This is a genomic window from Frigoribacterium sp. MEB024 (assembly GCF_000878135.1).
Lineage (GTDB): Bacteria > Actinomycetota > Actinomycetes > Actinomycetales > Microbacteriaceae > Frigoribacterium.
In genome coordinates this window covers 1-14,849 of record NZ_JXQZ01000014.1, presented here as the reverse complement: position 1 = coordinate 14,849, position 14,849 = coordinate 1, and the positions used below count along the sequence as shown (strand labels likewise).

The 14,849-nt window shown below is 73.8% G+C and carries 13 protein-coding genes; 3 read left to right on the top strand and 10 right to left on the bottom strand.

Annotation, left to right across the window (positions count from 1 at the left end; translation table 11 throughout):
* Positions 1-61: 61 nt before the first annotated feature.
* From prfB to SZ60_RS03285, 9 genes are all read right to left on the bottom strand, one after another.
* A complete protein-coding gene (gene prfB, locus SZ60_RS03325) occupies positions 62-1,171 on the bottom strand; it encodes a peptide chain release factor 2 (RefSeq protein WP_043593664.1) in 1,110 nt (369 codons plus the stop codon).
* A 114-nt stretch (positions 1,172-1,285) separates the two neighbouring features.
* Positions 1,286-2,149, bottom strand: a complete 864-nt coding sequence (locus SZ60_RS03320; protein ID WP_043593662.1) for a hypothetical protein — start codon at positions 2,147-2,149, stop codon at positions 1,286-1,288.
* Complete coding sequence (locus SZ60_RS03315; protein WP_043593660.1) at positions 2,146-2,742, bottom strand: RNA polymerase sigma factor; 597 nt, start codon at positions 2,740-2,742, stop codon at positions 2,146-2,148. The genes SZ60_RS03320 and SZ60_RS03315 overlap by 4 nt, the downstream gene beginning before the upstream one ends.
* A 127-nt stretch (positions 2,743-2,869) precedes the next feature.
* The gene (locus SZ60_RS03310; RefSeq protein WP_043593659.1) at positions 2,870-3,472 is read right to left on the bottom strand and encodes a hypothetical protein; all 603 of its coding nucleotides are present in this window, start codon (positions 3,470-3,472) and stop codon (positions 2,870-2,872) included.
* 83 nt (positions 3,473-3,555) lie between these two features.
* Entirely contained in the window at positions 3,556-5,379 is a 1,824-nt protein-coding gene (locus tag SZ60_RS03305) for a choice-of-anchor G family protein (protein ID WP_043593657.1), read from the bottom strand.
* On the bottom strand, positions 5,376-6,281 hold the full coding sequence (locus SZ60_RS03300) for a hypothetical protein (RefSeq protein ID WP_043593655.1): 906 nt from the start codon (positions 6,279-6,281) through the stop codon (positions 5,376-5,378). The genes SZ60_RS03305 and SZ60_RS03300 overlap by 4 nt, the downstream gene beginning before the upstream one ends.
* Positions 6,282-6,289: 8 nt before the next feature.
* A complete protein-coding gene (locus SZ60_RS03295) occupies positions 6,290-6,898 on the bottom strand; it encodes a signal peptidase I (RefSeq protein WP_052505125.1) in 609 nt (202 codons plus the stop codon).
* Positions 6,899-6,909: 11 nt separating this feature from the next.
* Positions 6,910-7,665 carry an acyl-CoA dehydrogenase gene (locus tag SZ60_RS03290; RefSeq protein ID WP_199859014.1) on the bottom strand — a complete coding sequence of 252 codons (756 nt, stop codon included), beginning with the start codon at positions 7,663-7,665 and terminating at the stop codon, positions 6,910-6,912.
* Between the two features lie 226 nt (positions 7,666-7,891).
* Positions 7,892-9,058 carry a cysteine desulfurase family protein gene (locus SZ60_RS03285; protein WP_043593654.1) on the bottom strand — a complete coding sequence of 389 codons (1,167 nt, stop codon included), beginning with the start codon at positions 9,056-9,058 and terminating at the stop codon, positions 7,892-7,894.
* 78 nt (positions 9,059-9,136) lie between these two features.
* On the opposite strand from SZ60_RS03285, the gene glgX reads away from it, so the two are divergent.
* The 3 genes from glgX (at position 9,137) to SZ60_RS03270 (ending at position 12,477) form a co-directional block, all read left to right on the top strand.
* A complete protein-coding gene (gene glgX / locus SZ60_RS03280; RefSeq protein WP_043593652.1) occupies positions 9,137-11,182 on the top strand; it encodes a glycogen debranching protein GlgX in 2,046 nt (681 codons plus the stop codon).
* The gene (ybaK, locus tag SZ60_RS03275; RefSeq protein WP_043593650.1) at positions 11,179-11,682 is read left to right on the top strand and encodes a Cys-tRNA(Pro) deacylase; all 504 of its coding nucleotides are present in this window, start codon (positions 11,179-11,181) and stop codon (positions 11,680-11,682) included. Before glgX ends, ybaK begins: the two co-directional genes overlap by 4 nt.
* A 153-nt stretch (positions 11,683-11,835) precedes the next feature.
* Positions 11,836-12,477, top strand: a complete 642-nt coding sequence (locus SZ60_RS03270) for a DUF1294 domain-containing protein (RefSeq protein WP_043593648.1) — start codon at positions 11,836-11,838, stop codon at positions 12,475-12,477.
* Between the two features lie 85 nt (positions 12,478-12,562).
* On the opposite strand, the gene SZ60_RS03265 is transcribed toward SZ60_RS03270, so the two are convergent.
* Complete coding sequence (locus tag SZ60_RS03265) at positions 12,563-14,680, bottom strand: ABC transporter ATP-binding protein (RefSeq protein ID WP_043593646.1); 2,118 nt, start codon at positions 14,678-14,680, stop codon at positions 12,563-12,565.
* Between the last annotated feature and the right edge of the window lie 169 nt (positions 14,681-14,849).

Below are 14,849 nucleotides of genomic sequence, written 5' to 3'. Positions count from 1 at the left end.
CGACTCGCTGCGGCGAGGCGGCTATGGATGTGCTGGGAGCCGCCGGGCCGGCGACGCCTGGTCAGTCCTGGTCGTCGCGCTTGCGCCAGCGGATGCCCGCCGAGATGAAGCCGTCGAGGTCACCGTCGAACACGTTCGAGGGGTTGTTGACCTCGTGCTCGCTGCGGAGGTCTTTGACCATCTGGTACGGCGCCAGCACGTAGCTGCGGATCTGGTCGCCCCAGCTGGCGGTGATGTTGCCGGCCAGCTCTTTCTTCTTGGCGTTCTCGGCCTCTTTCTGCAGCAGCAGGAGGCGCGACTGCAGCACGCGCATGGCGGCGGCCCGGTTCTGGATCTGGCTCTTCTCGTTCTGCATCGAGACGACGGTGCCGGTGGGGATGTGCGTCAGGCGGACGGCCGAGTCGGTCGTGTTGACGCTCTGACCGCCGGGGCCCGACGACCGGAACACGTCGACGCGGATGTCGTTCTCGGGGATGTCGATCGACTCGGTCTCTTCCATCAGCGGGATGACCTCGACCGCGGCGAAGCTGGTCTGACGCTTGCCGGCGGCACCGAACGGGCTCATGCGCACGAGCCGGTGCGTGCCGGCCTCGACGCTGAGCGTGCCGAACGCGTACGGGGCGTCGATCTCGAAGGTGGCGCTCTTGATGCCGGCCTCTTCGGCGTAGCTGGTGTCCATCACCGTGGCGGACATGCCGTGCTTCTCGGCGTAGCGCAGGTACATGCGCAACAACATCTCGGCGAAGTCGGCGGCGTCGACGCCACCGGCCCCGGCACGGATCGTGATGACGGCCGGGCGCGGGTCGTACTCGCCGTCGAGCAGGGTCTGCACCTCGAGGACGTCCATCATCTTCTGCAACGCCTTGAGCTCGGCCTGCGCCTCGTCGGCGCTCTCTTGGTCGTCGCCGTCGTTCGCCATCTCGACGAGCACCACGAGGTCGTCGAGCCGCGCCTCGGTGGTCTCGAGCTTCTCGAGCTCGGACTGCCGGTGGCTGAGGGCGCTGGTGACCTTCTGGGCGTTGTCGGTGTCGTCCCACAGGTCGGGGGCAGAGGCCTGCTCGCTGAGCTCGGCGATCTCGGCGACGAGACGGTCTTGCCCGATCACCGCACGGATGTCTTCGAACGTGGCCCGGAGGGCGGCAATCTGCTCAGAGAAATCCAGTGCGATCATGGTCCCCGAGCTTACCCGGCCCGGGTGGGCCGGGCCTGCCCGTGCCCCGCGCCGCCCGCCGCCCGCCTCGCGCCACCCGCCCCGCGCCTCCCGACGACAGGGTGAGGTCTCGTCTCATCCGCAGTACTCGGGCGGGGCGATGCGCGTCGTGCCCACGCTCATGTCGGTGATCCGGTCGGAGGTCCCCACCACGAAGACGAGGTACTGTCCGTCGTCGCCGGCGACGGCGTACTGCGTCCCGTAGCTCTCGTGGTGGTCGAGCGTGAGTTCGGCATCCGGGTAGGCGGCGAGCAGTGTCGCTTCGTCGTCGCCGAGCCCGATGCCGGACGCGGTCCGGGGGGTGGCGCTCGCGAGGGCGGCCGGGTCGTCGAACGTCGTGTCGGCGGAGACGGTCGCGATCTCGGTCGCGTCCGGAGACGACCCGCGCGAGAGGGCGAGACTCAGTCCCCGGCCGTCCGAGAAGAACGACGCCGGGCAGCCGTAGCCGTCGTCCGCGTGCCGGTCGAAGGTGGTGAGCCGGGCGGCCTGCTCCTCGAGCCGGCCGCCGAGGACCAGCGGCCCGATCCGATCGGTGGACACGACCCAGGTCGACGGGGCCGTCGGATCGTCCACCACCGGTGTCGGTGCCGGTGGTGGAACCGGTGTCGCCGACGGCGTCCCGGCCGGTTCGACGACACCCGGCGACGTGCCGGGATCGTCCTCGGGTCGATCGGACGGGAGCGAGGTGGGGGCCGCTTCACCGTTTCCCGACGGCAGGGGGCCACCCCCGGCGAGCGCGACGCCCCCGACGGCGAGCGCCACGGCGGCCACCCCGGCCACCGACAGCAGGACGACCCGGCGGCGACGGGTCGAACGGACGCGTTCGGGTTCGCGCTCGACGGTCTCGGTCAGGAGGCCGCGGATGGCCTCGGCACGATCACGATCGAGGCCGGGCCGGTCGTGCCGGTCGTCGGGACGGACGTTCGGTGCGTCGCTCATCGGGTCTCTCCGTTCAGGGTGACGGGTCGTTCGGTGGACGGCTCGGAGGCCGACATCGCTCGCGCGAGTCGTGCCTTGGCCCGCGACAGTCGGGACTTGACCGTGCCGACCGGCACGCCGAGCGCCTCGGCCGCGGTCGCCATCGGGAACTCCTCGAGCACGCAGAGCCCGAGGACGTCACGATCGGCCTTCGCGAGGCCGTCGAGGGCGAGGCGCAGCCGCCGGTCCCGATCGACGACGTCGAGTCGCGCCGCGACGCCGTCGGCGGGATCGTCGACGACGGGGTGCGGCGGCAGGGAGGCCAGGGCGAGACGATGGCGACGGGTGGACCTCGCGAGGTTCTGGGCGACGTGGCCCGTCGTCACCATCAACCACGCGAGGACCGAGCCGTCGACGACGCGGACCGCGTCCCGACGGCGCCATGCCTCGAGGAACACCACGGCCGTGACGTCCTCGGCGTCGTGCCGGTGACGGCACAACCTCAGGGCGTGACCGTGCACCCGGTCCTGGTGGCGGTCGAAGACGGCCCCGAAGGCGGCCGCGTCCCCGGCGACCGCCCGGGCCCAGACCTCGTCGTCCCCCGTCGCCGTCATCCGTCGCGCTCGCTTCTCGTCGTCATGTCGACGTCCCCTCTGATCCGTTGCCGCTTCCCCTACATGTCCGATCGGCCAGAAAGGTTCCCTCGTCCCGTTCCCCCGGTGCGGCACCGGCCGGCGCCGGTCAGCGCCGGGCGACGCCCGCTTCGCGCAGGGCCACGTCGGCGAGACGGCGGACGACCGCGGGCTCCCCCGCACGCCAGGCCGCGACGGGGTCGGGCGACACGGCGAGGGCGGCCTTGGCGTCGCGGCCGGTCAGGGCCCGCAGCGCGAGCAGGTCTTCGCCGCCCGGCAGGGCGAGCAGCGAACGGACCGAGGAGGCGCGGCGCACGAACGCGATCCGCCCGCGCAGCCAGACCCACAGCACCACGAGGCTCGGCACCCCGGCCACGACGAGTCCGGCGACCAGTGCCGCCCGGGCGACACCCTCCTGCTGCTGCCGTCCGGCGTCGGCCAGGGACTGTCCGGCGCCGCTGGCCCCGTCGAACGGTGCGCTGGCGGCGCCGCCGACCAAGGGCAACCCCTCGAGCGCGCGCGACGCGTCCTGCATCGTGCCCTGGAAGCCGGCCCCCGCCTCCTCGAGCTGCCTGCCGAGGTCGGCGAACGAGCCGATGAAGGACGCGATGCTCACCCCGAGCACGACGAAGAGGACGACGAGGCCGATCGCGACCACGTCTCCGGTCACCTGGCGGGTACGGACGAGGGGCGAGGCCGAGTAGAGCTGCATGGGCCCAGTCTGACGCGAGGGGGCCTGCGCGGCCCGACCCGCGCCTCCTCGGGTCGACGCCGTCGCCGTGGCCGGCGCGGCGACTACCGGGGCAGGGTGCTGACGGGGCCGACGCGGGAGGTCGCGAAGTCGATCGAGGTGACCGTCGTCGCACCGGCCGACAGGGCCACCCGCAGCGCCCCCACCTGGTACGGGCTCGTCGACCACTTGTCGGCCGGCGCGGTGGTCACGACGCCCCCGGGGTAGCCGGCCTGGTCGGGGCGCAGGTTGACGCGCAGCGACAGCACGGACGGCAGACGGGTGGTCAGGGCGCCCACCGCGGTGACGACCGGGGTGAGCGTGGTCGAGAGCGTGGTGCCCAGGGTCGTGATCGGGGTGACGAGGGCACCCCGGACGAGCGTGGCCACGGACGCGAGCAGCGACCCGGCCGACCCCACGAGCGCCGACAGCAGCGGGTTGAGCAGACTGCCGAGCAGGGTGGACAGTGCGCCGTCGAGGACCTGCGTGGTCACCACCGCCGTCGCCGTCGACGGTGACGCGAACAGCTGTCCCAGCGAGCCACTCATGGACACGTTGACGGCCAACACGTTGACCGGCAGGCCCAGGACGCTCGCCTTCAGCGTGACCGTGAGCGCCACCGACAGCTGTGCCGCCGACACGGCGGACTGCAGCGCCGCCACGACCCGCTGGGTGAGGCCGTCGAGCATCGACCCGACCGTGGTCGTGATCGAGGCCATCGCCGCCGCGCTCAGCACGAGCTCGGTGTTCGGGGCGAGTCCGTTCAGACCGCCGGGCTGGCCGACCAGCTTGGCCAGGTCGACCGACACCACACCGGTCGACGGGGTGATGGTGACCGTGCCGTCCGTGCTCGTGACCGACCCTGCGAGCACCGGGTCGACGGCCGATTGGAGGTTCAGGCCGGTGAGGGTGACCGAACCCGAGACCCCGCCCAGGCTGAGCAGGTTCGTCAGGCCGTTGACGGTGGCGAGCACGCCGTCCCGGATGGTCCTCGAGATCGTGCCGTTGACGCCCGTCAACCCGGCGGCGGCCGTGTTCAGGCTCGTGACCGTGCTCGACACCTGTCCGGACAGCCCCGCCACCGCCGGGCTGCGCAGTTCGAGCGCGAGACCGGCGACGCCGTAGTCGCGGGTCACGCCCGTCACGCTGCCGTCGCCCCAGATGCGGCTCTCGAGGGCCCGACACCCGTCGAGGGTCGCCGTCGACGCCACCGCCCCCACGGTCAGGTCGGCCCGGTCGAGGGCGGTCGAGGCGGGCAGCACCGAGGTGAGGCCGACACGGGCCGGGCCGGGAAGGGCCGACGCCGGGGTCGTCGACGTCACGCCGAGACCGCCCGAATCGCTCACCAGGCCCGAGGCGGCGGCCGCCGTGCCGGTCGGGGCGACCCGCGTGAACTGGTTCAGCGCCCCGGCCGATCCCGCCGGAAGGTTCGTGCCGAGCCCGGCCAGGTCGAGGCCGACGAGACCCGACCCCGCGCTCGCCGAGAGGGGATTGCGGAAGGTCGTCGTGCCTCCGGCGTCCGTGGTCGGGGCGGGCGACGTCGGCACCGCGGTGACGACGCCGGATCGGGTGCGCGTCAGGTCCGCCCCGCGCACGGCCGCGACGGTGTCGAGGTCGGTGCCGGCCAGGCTGCCGCGCACGAACCGGCTGGACGCGGCGGCCGCGTAGCCGGTGTCGGTGCCGCAGGTGAACTTCGAGGTACCGACGAGCCCGTACGCGCGCTCGGAGTCGGTCCAGGCGGCGGTCGTCACGGGCGGCGGGGGCACGATGACGGCGCCCACGACGGCGACGACGGCCGCGACCGCGACGACAGCCCGGCGCGCGGTGAGCGCCGCGACCAGACGGCCGGCACCCGTCGGGCGTCGTCGCCCGGCGTGCGTGCCGGTCACGACGTCACCGCCCGGCGTCGTCCCCGGAGGTGCAACGCGAGGCCGACGAGCAGGGCGCCGGCACCCGCGATCGCCGGACCGAGCGAGAGGCCTCCGGTGAAGGCGAGGGAGCGCGGGGCAGCCACACCGCTGAGGGTCACGCCGACGGGGCGTCCGTCGCCGGGGCGTCCGTCGTCCGAGCCGTCGATCGCGGGGCCGGGTGCCGCCTCGTCCGTCGCGTCGGGCCCGGGCTCCGCCGGGTCACCGGGGGTGGCGGTGACGGTGGGTTCGGGAACGGGCTCGGCCGGGAGCGTCTCGACGGGGTCCAGGGCCGTCGCCGTGATGCCGACGCCCACGCGGGCGGTCCGACCCATGGAGGAGGTGTCGTCCGCCGAACGTCCTCCGGCGAGACCGAGGCTGACGAGCACGAAGACCCGGCCCGTGCTGCCGACCGAACGCACCGGCCACGAGGGGCTGCCGTCGACGAACGAGGAGGCGCGGGTCGGGGCGGTCACGGTCCGCGCCCCGGTCGCGCACAGCGGCGTCGTCTCGACCTGCTGCCACTCGACGTCGCAGGTCTCGACCCCCAACGTCAGTCCGGCCTCGTCGTCGACGAGCGAGCCCGAGCTGACCAGCTCGAGGCCGAGGGCCACCCGGTCGCCGGTGGTGACGTCGGTCGCGATCTGCCAGCGCCCCGGGGCCGCGGGGGCGATGTCCTCGGTGCCGACCAGTTCGTCGGCCAGCACGAGGTGGCCGTCGAGGCCGGTCTCGGGCACGGGCTCGAGGGCCCGGGCGGTGCCGGCCTGGACGGTGAGGGCACCGCCGAGCACGAACGCGGCCGTCCCCACGACGGCCAGCAGCGTCGGCGCGGCGCGGCGCCCGCGGGTGGCGGTCCCGCGGTCCGCACCGGTCGCCGGGTCCACGGTCGTCCTCACCCTCGACGGGCCGCGCCGCGTCGCGTCGGCCAGAAGGCCAGCACGACGGCGGCACCGACGACGGCGACCGCGAGGCCTCGCGCCGGCGGGGTCGACATCGTCGTCAGGACGAAGCCGAGGCCCGGGGCCGAGGCGACGACGATCCGGGCGTCGCGCACGACGTAGGGATCGCGGTCGTCGGTGTCGTTGGCGTCGCCCCGCAGCACGAGGGATCGCGCGGCGGCGTCCCCGGGCACGGCACTCGTCGAGACCACGCGGTGGGTCACCGGGACCTCGAAGCCGGGCCGGGGCACCGTGACCACGTCGCCGGGCCGCACGTCGACCGCGGCGATCGGCCGCGTGACGACGGCACCGCCCGCGGGCACGGTGGGACTCATCGAACCGGTCAGGACGACCACGAGCGACAGGCCGAGGACCGTCGAGACGGCGAGCCACAGAAGGCAGATCGCACCGACGAGGCCGACCACCGACAGCAGGACGGTGCTCGCGACCTCGACCGCACGACGGCGCGGCCGACGGCGACGGCGCTCACGTCGGTCCGCCCGGCGCGGCTCGACCCCGGAGGCCCCGCGTTCCGCTCGGGGCCGGGTCTCGATGTCGACCATCGGTCGGCCCGTCACTCGACGCTGGTCGAGGCGAACTCCCACGCCGGGGCGACCGTGCGGCCCTGAAGGGCCGTGGACGCGGCCGTCGCGGCACTCTGCGGCAGGGTCACCTCGAAGCAGTAGAACTGCGTGCTGGCCGACCCGGCGGCGAGGCGCTGCGGCGCCGTGGCACCCGTCGAGGCGAGCGGACCCGTGCCGATGGTCGTCGGCGCGGTGAAGGCGGCGGCGGTGCAGGTCGGGGCGGCTCCCGTGCCGGAGACCGCGACGGTGGCCACGCGGACCGTCAGCGCGGAGAAGAGCGAACCCCCGGCGTCGGCGACGGTCACGCCCGTCGCGGGGACGGCGGCCCGGACCTGGACGTCGGCCGGGACGGTCGTCGTCGCGGTCGTGCGGAGGGCGACGCCGGCGTAGACGCTCTCGCCGGGGCTCAGGGTCTGGGAGCCCGGGGTGAAGAGCATGGCCTGGCCGGGGTTGGCCTCGAAGTCGGCGAAGCCCGCCGTGTAGGGCGACGTGACGCTCTGCTGCACCTCGAAGGTGCCCGTGCCGATGCCGGGGCCCCCGGAACCGTCGCCGGCGTAGACCCATTCGCTGTCGGTCCAGGCGGCGACCGTGTAACCGAGGCCGCCGACGACGAGGGCACCGCCGGCGGTGAGCGCCGCGATCTTGCGGAGGCGCCGTGGTCTCGGCGTGGCCCGGTCGAGCGTCGCCACGTCGTCGAGGGAGGCGTCGTCGCGAGGGGCGTCGGAGGCAGGGCTGTGCTGCGGCATGGTGGTGCTCCTGATCCGCGCAGCCTGGTGAGGGCGGCGCTCGGGTGGTGCCATGGACGCCCGTGGTGAGCGGGCGGCGTGCCGGGATGCGGCGGCGGCGAGGGATGGTGGGGCCCGGCCGGTGAGACGTGCTCACGTGTGTTGACGACGAGTACACCACCCCCGCGCGGGGGCGACAACCCACCCGTTCGGGGGGCGCCGCAGGGGACGCCGTCCCGGCGTCGGATCAGCGGGCGCCGAGCACCGGGGCCCGGTCGGCGTAGCCGGCCGTCGTGGCGCGCGCGACGGCCGTCGGCAGCGCCGCGAGCAGCGCGTCGACGTCGGCGTCGGTGCTCGTGTGCCCGATCGTCATGCGCAGCGCGCCGCGGGCCGCGTCCGCGGGCAGGCCCATGCCGAGCAGCACGTGCGACGGCTCGGGGATGCCGGCCTGGCAGGCCGAACCGGTCGAGACGCTGACGCCGGCGGCGTCGAGCAGGAACAGCAGCGAGTCGCCCTCGCACCCGTCGAAGGTGAAGTGGGCGTTGCCGGGCAGCCGGTCGACGGGGTCGCCCCGCAGCACCGCCCCGGGCACCGACGCCAGCACCCCGGCGATCAGTCGGTCACGCAACGGCTCGTAGGCCCCGTGCGGCTGCTCGGCCGCGACGGCGAAGGCGACGGCGGCCGGGGCGTCCTGCGTGCCCGACCGCACCTGCCGCTGCTGTCCGCCGCCGTGGATCAGGGGCACGACGGTCGCCGATCGCGACAGCACGAGCGCACCGATGCCGATGGGTCCGCCGATCTTGTGGGCGCTGACGCTGAGCGCCGCGAGCCCGGAGGCCGCGAAGTCGATGGGCACCTGCCCGTAGGCCGCGACGGCGTCCGAGTGCACCGGGACCCCGTGGGCCGCGGCGAGCGCCACGACCTCGTCGACGGGCTGCATCGTGCCGACCTCGTTGTTGGCCCAGAGCAGGCTGACGAGGGCGACGTCGTCGTGCTCGTCGAGGGCCGCGGCGAGGGCGTCGACGCGCAGCCGACCCTGTTCGTCGAGCGGCAGCCAGGTGACGACGGCGCCCTCGTACCGTTCGAGCCACTCGACGGTGTCGACGGTGGCGTGGTGCTCGCCGGCGGGGACGAGGAGGCGCGGGCGCGGTCGGTCGGACTGCCTCGCCCACCAGAGTCCCTTGATCGCGAGGTTGACCGCCTCGGTGCCGCCCGAGGTGAAGACGACCTCGATCGGGTCGCAGCCGAGGGTCGCGGCGACGCGTTCGCGGGCCTCCTCGAGGACGCGCTTGGCGTTCTGGCCGGCCGAGTGGATGGACGAGGGGTTGCCGACCGTGCCGAGCGCCTCGGCGTAGGCGGCGATGGCCGCCGGGTGCATCGGCGTGGTGGCCGCGTGGTCGAGGTAGACGCTCATGTTCGGGTCCTCAGGCTGGGTGGGGCGGTGACGCTCGATGATTTCGGGGCCGACACGCGCCTCCTCTACTGTAAACGCGTGACCGACCCCGACCCCCTGCGCGATCTCGGCATCCGTCCCGGCCCCGACGGGCCGACGCTGCGCGTCTGGTCGGCGTCGGCGTCCCGCGTCGACGTCGTGGTCGACGACGCCCCGCACGACCGTGTCGTCCCGATGGTGCGCGACGAGCACGACGTGTGGAGCGCCACCGACGGCGCCCTCACCCCGGGGCGTCGCTACTGGCTGCGCGCCGACGGTCCCGCCGGGGGCGGCAACGCCTTCGACCCGTCGCTCGAGCTGCTCGACCCGTACGCACGCGGCCTCGGTCGCACCGGACGCGGCACGTGGCAGTCGACCGTCGTCGACGAGTCGTTCGACTGGGGCGGGGTGGCGAAGCCCCGCACGCCGCTCGACCGGGTTGTCGTCTACGAGGCGCACGTCCGCGGCCTGACCCGGCTGGCCCCGTTCGTGCCCGAAGAGCTGCGGGGCAGCTACGCCGGCCTCGCCGCCGAGTCGACCATCGCCTACCTGACGGGCCTCGGCGTCACGGCCGTGCAGCTGCTGCCGGTGCACCAACACGTCGACGAGCAGCGCCTCGTCGCACAGGGCATCGAGAACTACTGGGGCTACAACACCCTCGGCTATTTCGCCCCGCACGCCGCCTACGCGAGCCGCGACGCGCAGCTGGCCGGCGCCTCGGCGGTCCTGCGCGAGTTCAAGGGCATGGTGCGCCTGCTGCACGAGGCCGGCATCGAGGTCTACCTCGACGTGGTCTACAACCACACCGCCGAAGAGGGCGAGGTCGGCGGCCCGGTCACGAGCCTGCGCGGTCTCGACGGGTCGGCCTACTACCGGCACGACGCCGAGGGGCGGCCGGTCGACGTCACGGGGTGCGGCAACTCGCTCGACACGAGCACGCCGGCCGCCTCGCGGCTCGTGCTCGACTCCCTGCGGTACTGGGCCGACGAGGTGCAGATCGACGGGTTCCGCTTCGACCTCGCCGCCACCCTCGGTCGCGGCGCGGACCACGTCTTCGACCCCGAGCACCCGCTGCTGCACGCGATCGTCGACGACCCCGCCCTCGAGGGCGTGAAGATGATCGCCGAGCCGTGGGACGTCGGCCTGGGCGGCTGGCAGACCGGCGCGTTCCCCGACGGCTGGATCGAGTGGAACGACCGGTTCCGCAACCGGGCCCGCGACTTCTGGCTGACCGACATCGCCGCCGCCCGCTCGCAGGGCGCTCCCCCGTCGGGGCTCGGCAGCTTCGCCTCCAAGCTCAGCGGGTCGAGCAACGTCTACGCCCACGAGCGTGGTCCCCTGTCGGGCGTGAACTTCGTCACGGCGCACGACGGCTTCACCCTGCTCGACCTCGTCTCGTACGACGGCAAGCACAACCTGAGCAACGGCGAGGGCAACCGCGACGGCACCGACGACAACCGGTCGTTCAACCACGGCGTCGAGGGCGACAGCGTCAACCCCTGGATCTCGGACGCCCGCCGCCGGTCGATGCGCAACCTGCTCGCCACCCTCTTCGTGTCGGCCGGCATCCCGATGCTGACCGCCGGCGACGAACGCGGTCGCACCCAGCACGGCAACAACAACGCGTACTGCACCGACAGCGAGCTCACCTGGGTCGACTGGTCCGACGAACCCTGGCACCGGGCCCTCCACGATGACGTCGCCACGCTGACCCGGCTGCGGGCCGAGAACCCCGCCCTGCGACCGTCGAGGTTCGGCCTCGACGGCGCCTGCACGCTCAGCGCCAACGAGATGTCGTGGCATTCGGCCTCGGGCGACGAGATGCGTCCCGACGAGTGGAACGACCCCGGCGTCCGCACGATGCAGTACCTCGCGGCCTCGACGCCCGAGCACGAGGCCCCCAACACGGTGCTCGTCGTGGTGCACGCCGCCGAGACCGCCGTCCCGGTGACGCTCCCCCGGCACGACGGGGTGACGGCGTACGAGGCGCTCTGGTCGAGCGACGACCGCAGCCTGCCACAGGCGTCGGCCCCCGGTGACGACTTGCTCGTCTCGGGGCCGACCGTGGTGGTGTTCCGCGCCACGACGGTCGAGTCCGCCCCGTGAGCACGAAACACGCAGGAGGCGCGCGCGGCCCCGCCACGCCGGCCACCGTCGCGCTCACCGCGGCCGGCATCCCGTTCACGGCCCACACCTACGAGCACCACGACACGGCGACGAACTTCGGCGAGGAGGCCGCCGCCGAGCTCGGCCTATCCGTGGACCGCGTCTTCAAGACCCTCGTGGTCGACGCCGACGGCACCCTCGTCGTGGGCGTCGTCCCCGTCTCGGGCCGACTCGACCTCAAGGCGCTCGCGGCCGCCGTCGGGGCGAAGAAGGCCTCGCTGGCCGAGCCCGCCCTGGTCGAACGTCGCACGGGCTACGTCGTCGGCGGCATCAGCCCGCTGGGCCAGAGGACCGCCGCGACGACCGTGGTCGACGCGAGCGCCGCCTCCCTCGCCTCGGTCTTCGTCAGCGGCGGGAGGCGCGGGTTCGACATCGAGATCGCTCCCGACGACCTCGTGCGCGCCACCGGCGGCACCTACGCCGCGATCCGTCGCGACTGACCCGTGCCGCGCCTCCTCGGATCTGCCCCCACGCCGCCACGCCGCCACGCCGCCACGAAGTGAACAATCCGCCACGCGAAATCGTGGCGGGATGTCGACCTCGTGGCGGGATGGCCGAATGCGGCACGGGCGACGCGGGCTAGGGTCGGGCGCATGACCGGCAGCCCGGCCCGGATCGAGGGCACGCTCACCTCGTGGGACGACGACCGCGGCTTCGGGTTCCTCACCCCGACCTCGGGACGGGGCCGCGCGTTCGTCCACATCACGGCGTTCGGCCGCGGCACCGCCCGACCACGGCTCGGCGAGACGTTCTCGTACGAGGTCGACCGCCACGGTGACCGAGGCCCGGCGGCCGTGCGGGTGGCCGCCGTCGGCTCGCGCTGGTCGGCGCCTCGTGCCCGGGCACCCCGTCCCACGCGGTCCGGCACGGTCGCCCTCGTCGTCGGACTGGTGGTCACGCTCGGCGCCGCCGCAGCCGTCTGGACCCTGACCCGCGACTCGACGTCCCCGCAACTCGACGGACTCGCGCCCTGGCTGGTCGGCGGACTCGTCGGCGTCAACGCGCTGACGGCCCTCGTCTACGCACTCGACAAGTCCGCGGCCCGCAGAGGACGGCGCCGGATGCCGGAGCGGACGCTTCTGCTGCTCGGCCTGCTCGGCGGCTGGCCCGCGGCCCTCGTCGCCCAACAGCTGCTGCGCCACAAGACGAGCAAGCGGTCGTTCCAGCTCGCCTTCTGGGCCACGGTCGCGGTCGACGTGCTCGTGGTCGCCCTCACGCTCGCGCTCCTCCGCTGACCCTCGGCGAGCTCAGACCCCAGGCATCCGCCGAGACCCCGGTGCGCGCACGGGGGTCTCGGCGAGATCCTGGGGTCTCGCGACCTCAGACGAGCTGCTTCTCGCGGGCGAAGTGACAGGCGGCCGTGTGGTCGGCGCCGTCGCGGCCGTGCGGCAGCATCGTGGGCACCTCGTCCTCGCAGCGCGACCGCTGCGCCTCGGGCAGCATCGCGTAGAGCGGGCAGCGGCTGCGGAACCGGCAGCCGGTCTGCTTGACCGTCGGCGTCGGCGGGTCACCCGGCAGCACGATGTGCTCACGTGCCCGCTCCTTGACCGGGTCGGGCACGGGCACGGCCGACAGCAGCGCCTGCGTGTACGGGTGCAGCGGGTGCTCGAACACCTCGTCGACCGGGCCCGTCTCGACGGTGCGTCCGAGGTACATCACCGTGACGCGGTCGGCCACGTGGCGGATGACCGAGAGGTCGTGCGACACGAACAGGTACGACAGGTCGAGCTTCGCCTTGAGCTCGGCCAGGAGGTTCAGCACGCCGGCCTGGATCGACACGTCGAGCGCCGACACCGGTTCGTCGAGCACGATCAGCTTCGGATCGGCGGCCAGCGCCCGCGCGATCGAGATGCGTTGCCGCTGCCCGCCCGAGAACTCGTGCGGGTAGCGCGTCGCGGCGGCGGGTTCGAGCCCCACGAGGCGCATCAGCTCGGGCACCCGACGCGACACCTCGTCGCGGGGCCGACCGATGGCGAGCAACGGCTCGGCGATGATGTCGCTGACCGGCTGCCTCGGGTCGAGGCTCGCCATCGGGTCCTGGAAGACCATCGACACCGCGCCGCGCAGGCGCTTCACCGTCGATCCGTCGAGCTTGCGGTCGAGGGCCGTGCCGAGCAGTTCGACGGTCCCGGCCTCGGGCACCCGGAGGTCCATGATCTCGTGCAACGTCGTGCTCTTGCCCGAGCCGGACTCGCCGACCAGGCCGAGCGTCTCGCCCTCGCGCACGTCGAGGTCGACCCCGTCGACCGCCCAGACGCTGCCCACGCGACGTTTGAAGACCGACCCCTTGGTGAGCGGGAACGTCTTGACGAGCCCGTCGACGTGCAGCACCCGGTCCCGCGACGCCCGCGGCACCGCAGCCAGGCCGGAGGTCGGCACGGGCGGCAGGTCGTAGACGTCCTCGGGGTCGGTGCCCTCGCCCACCAGCTGGTCGGCGTGCAGGCACGCCGCGCGGTGACCCGCCTCGACCGCCGGGGCCTGCTCGAGCGCGGGCTCGTCGACTCGGCACTCGGCCGTCACCAGCGGGCACCGTGCCGCGAACGGGCACCCCGGGGCCAGCGAGAGCAACGACGGCGGCGTCCCCGGGATCGGCACGAGCGGCTGGTCCGACCGCTGGTCGAGCCGCGGCAGCGCGCCGATGAGACCCACGGTGTAGGGCATGCGCGGGTGGGCGAAGAGGTCGTCGGCCGTCGCCGTCTCGACGACGCGGCCGGCGTACATCACGGCGATGCGGTCGGCGAACCCGGCGATGACGCCGAGGTCGTGGCTGACGAACAGCAGCGCGGCCCCGGTCTCGCGCTGCGCCGTGCGCAGCACCGAGATGACCTGGGCCTGGATCGTCACGTCGAGGGCCGTGGTCGGCTCGTCGGCGAGGATGACGTCGGGGTCGTTGGCGATCGCCATGGCGATCATCGCGCGCTGCCGCATGCCGCCCGAGAACTCGTGAGGGAACGAGTCGACGCGTCGCTCCGGCTCGGGGATGCCCACGAGTCCCAGCAGCTCGATCGCCCGCTCGCGGGCCTGCTTCTTCGTGCCGCCGCGGTGGATCAGCACGGTCTCGGCGATCTGCTGACCCACCGTGTAGACGGGGGTGAAGGCCGAGAGCGGGTCCTGGAAGACCATGGCGATGCGCTTGCCGCGGATCGCCGACATCGCCTTGTCGCCGCGGCCGAGCAGTTCTTCGCCGTCGAGCGTGATCGAGCCGGTGACCTTGGCAGTGGCCGGCAACAGCCCGAGCACGGCGAGGCTCGTGACCGACTTGCCCGAGCCCGACTCGCCGACGATGCCGAGCACCTCGCCGCGGCGCAGCGTCAGGTCGACGCCGCGCACGGCGCGCACGTCGCCGTCCGGGGTCGGGAAGGTCACGGTGAGGTCGTGCACCTCGAGCACCGGAGCCGAGGAGGCGCGGGTGCGGTCGACCGGTTCGGTGAGCGTCATGCGCGCTCCCCCTTCTCGTCGTTCGTGCGGGTCGGTGCCGGTGAGCCGACGTCGGCCCCGGGGGCGGGGCTCGCCGCCTCGGAGACGCCGCCGGTGCGTCCGAGCGGCGCCGCGCCTCCTCGGCTCTCGGCCGTCCGACCGCGGGTGCGGCGGCGGCGGCCCGTTCGGC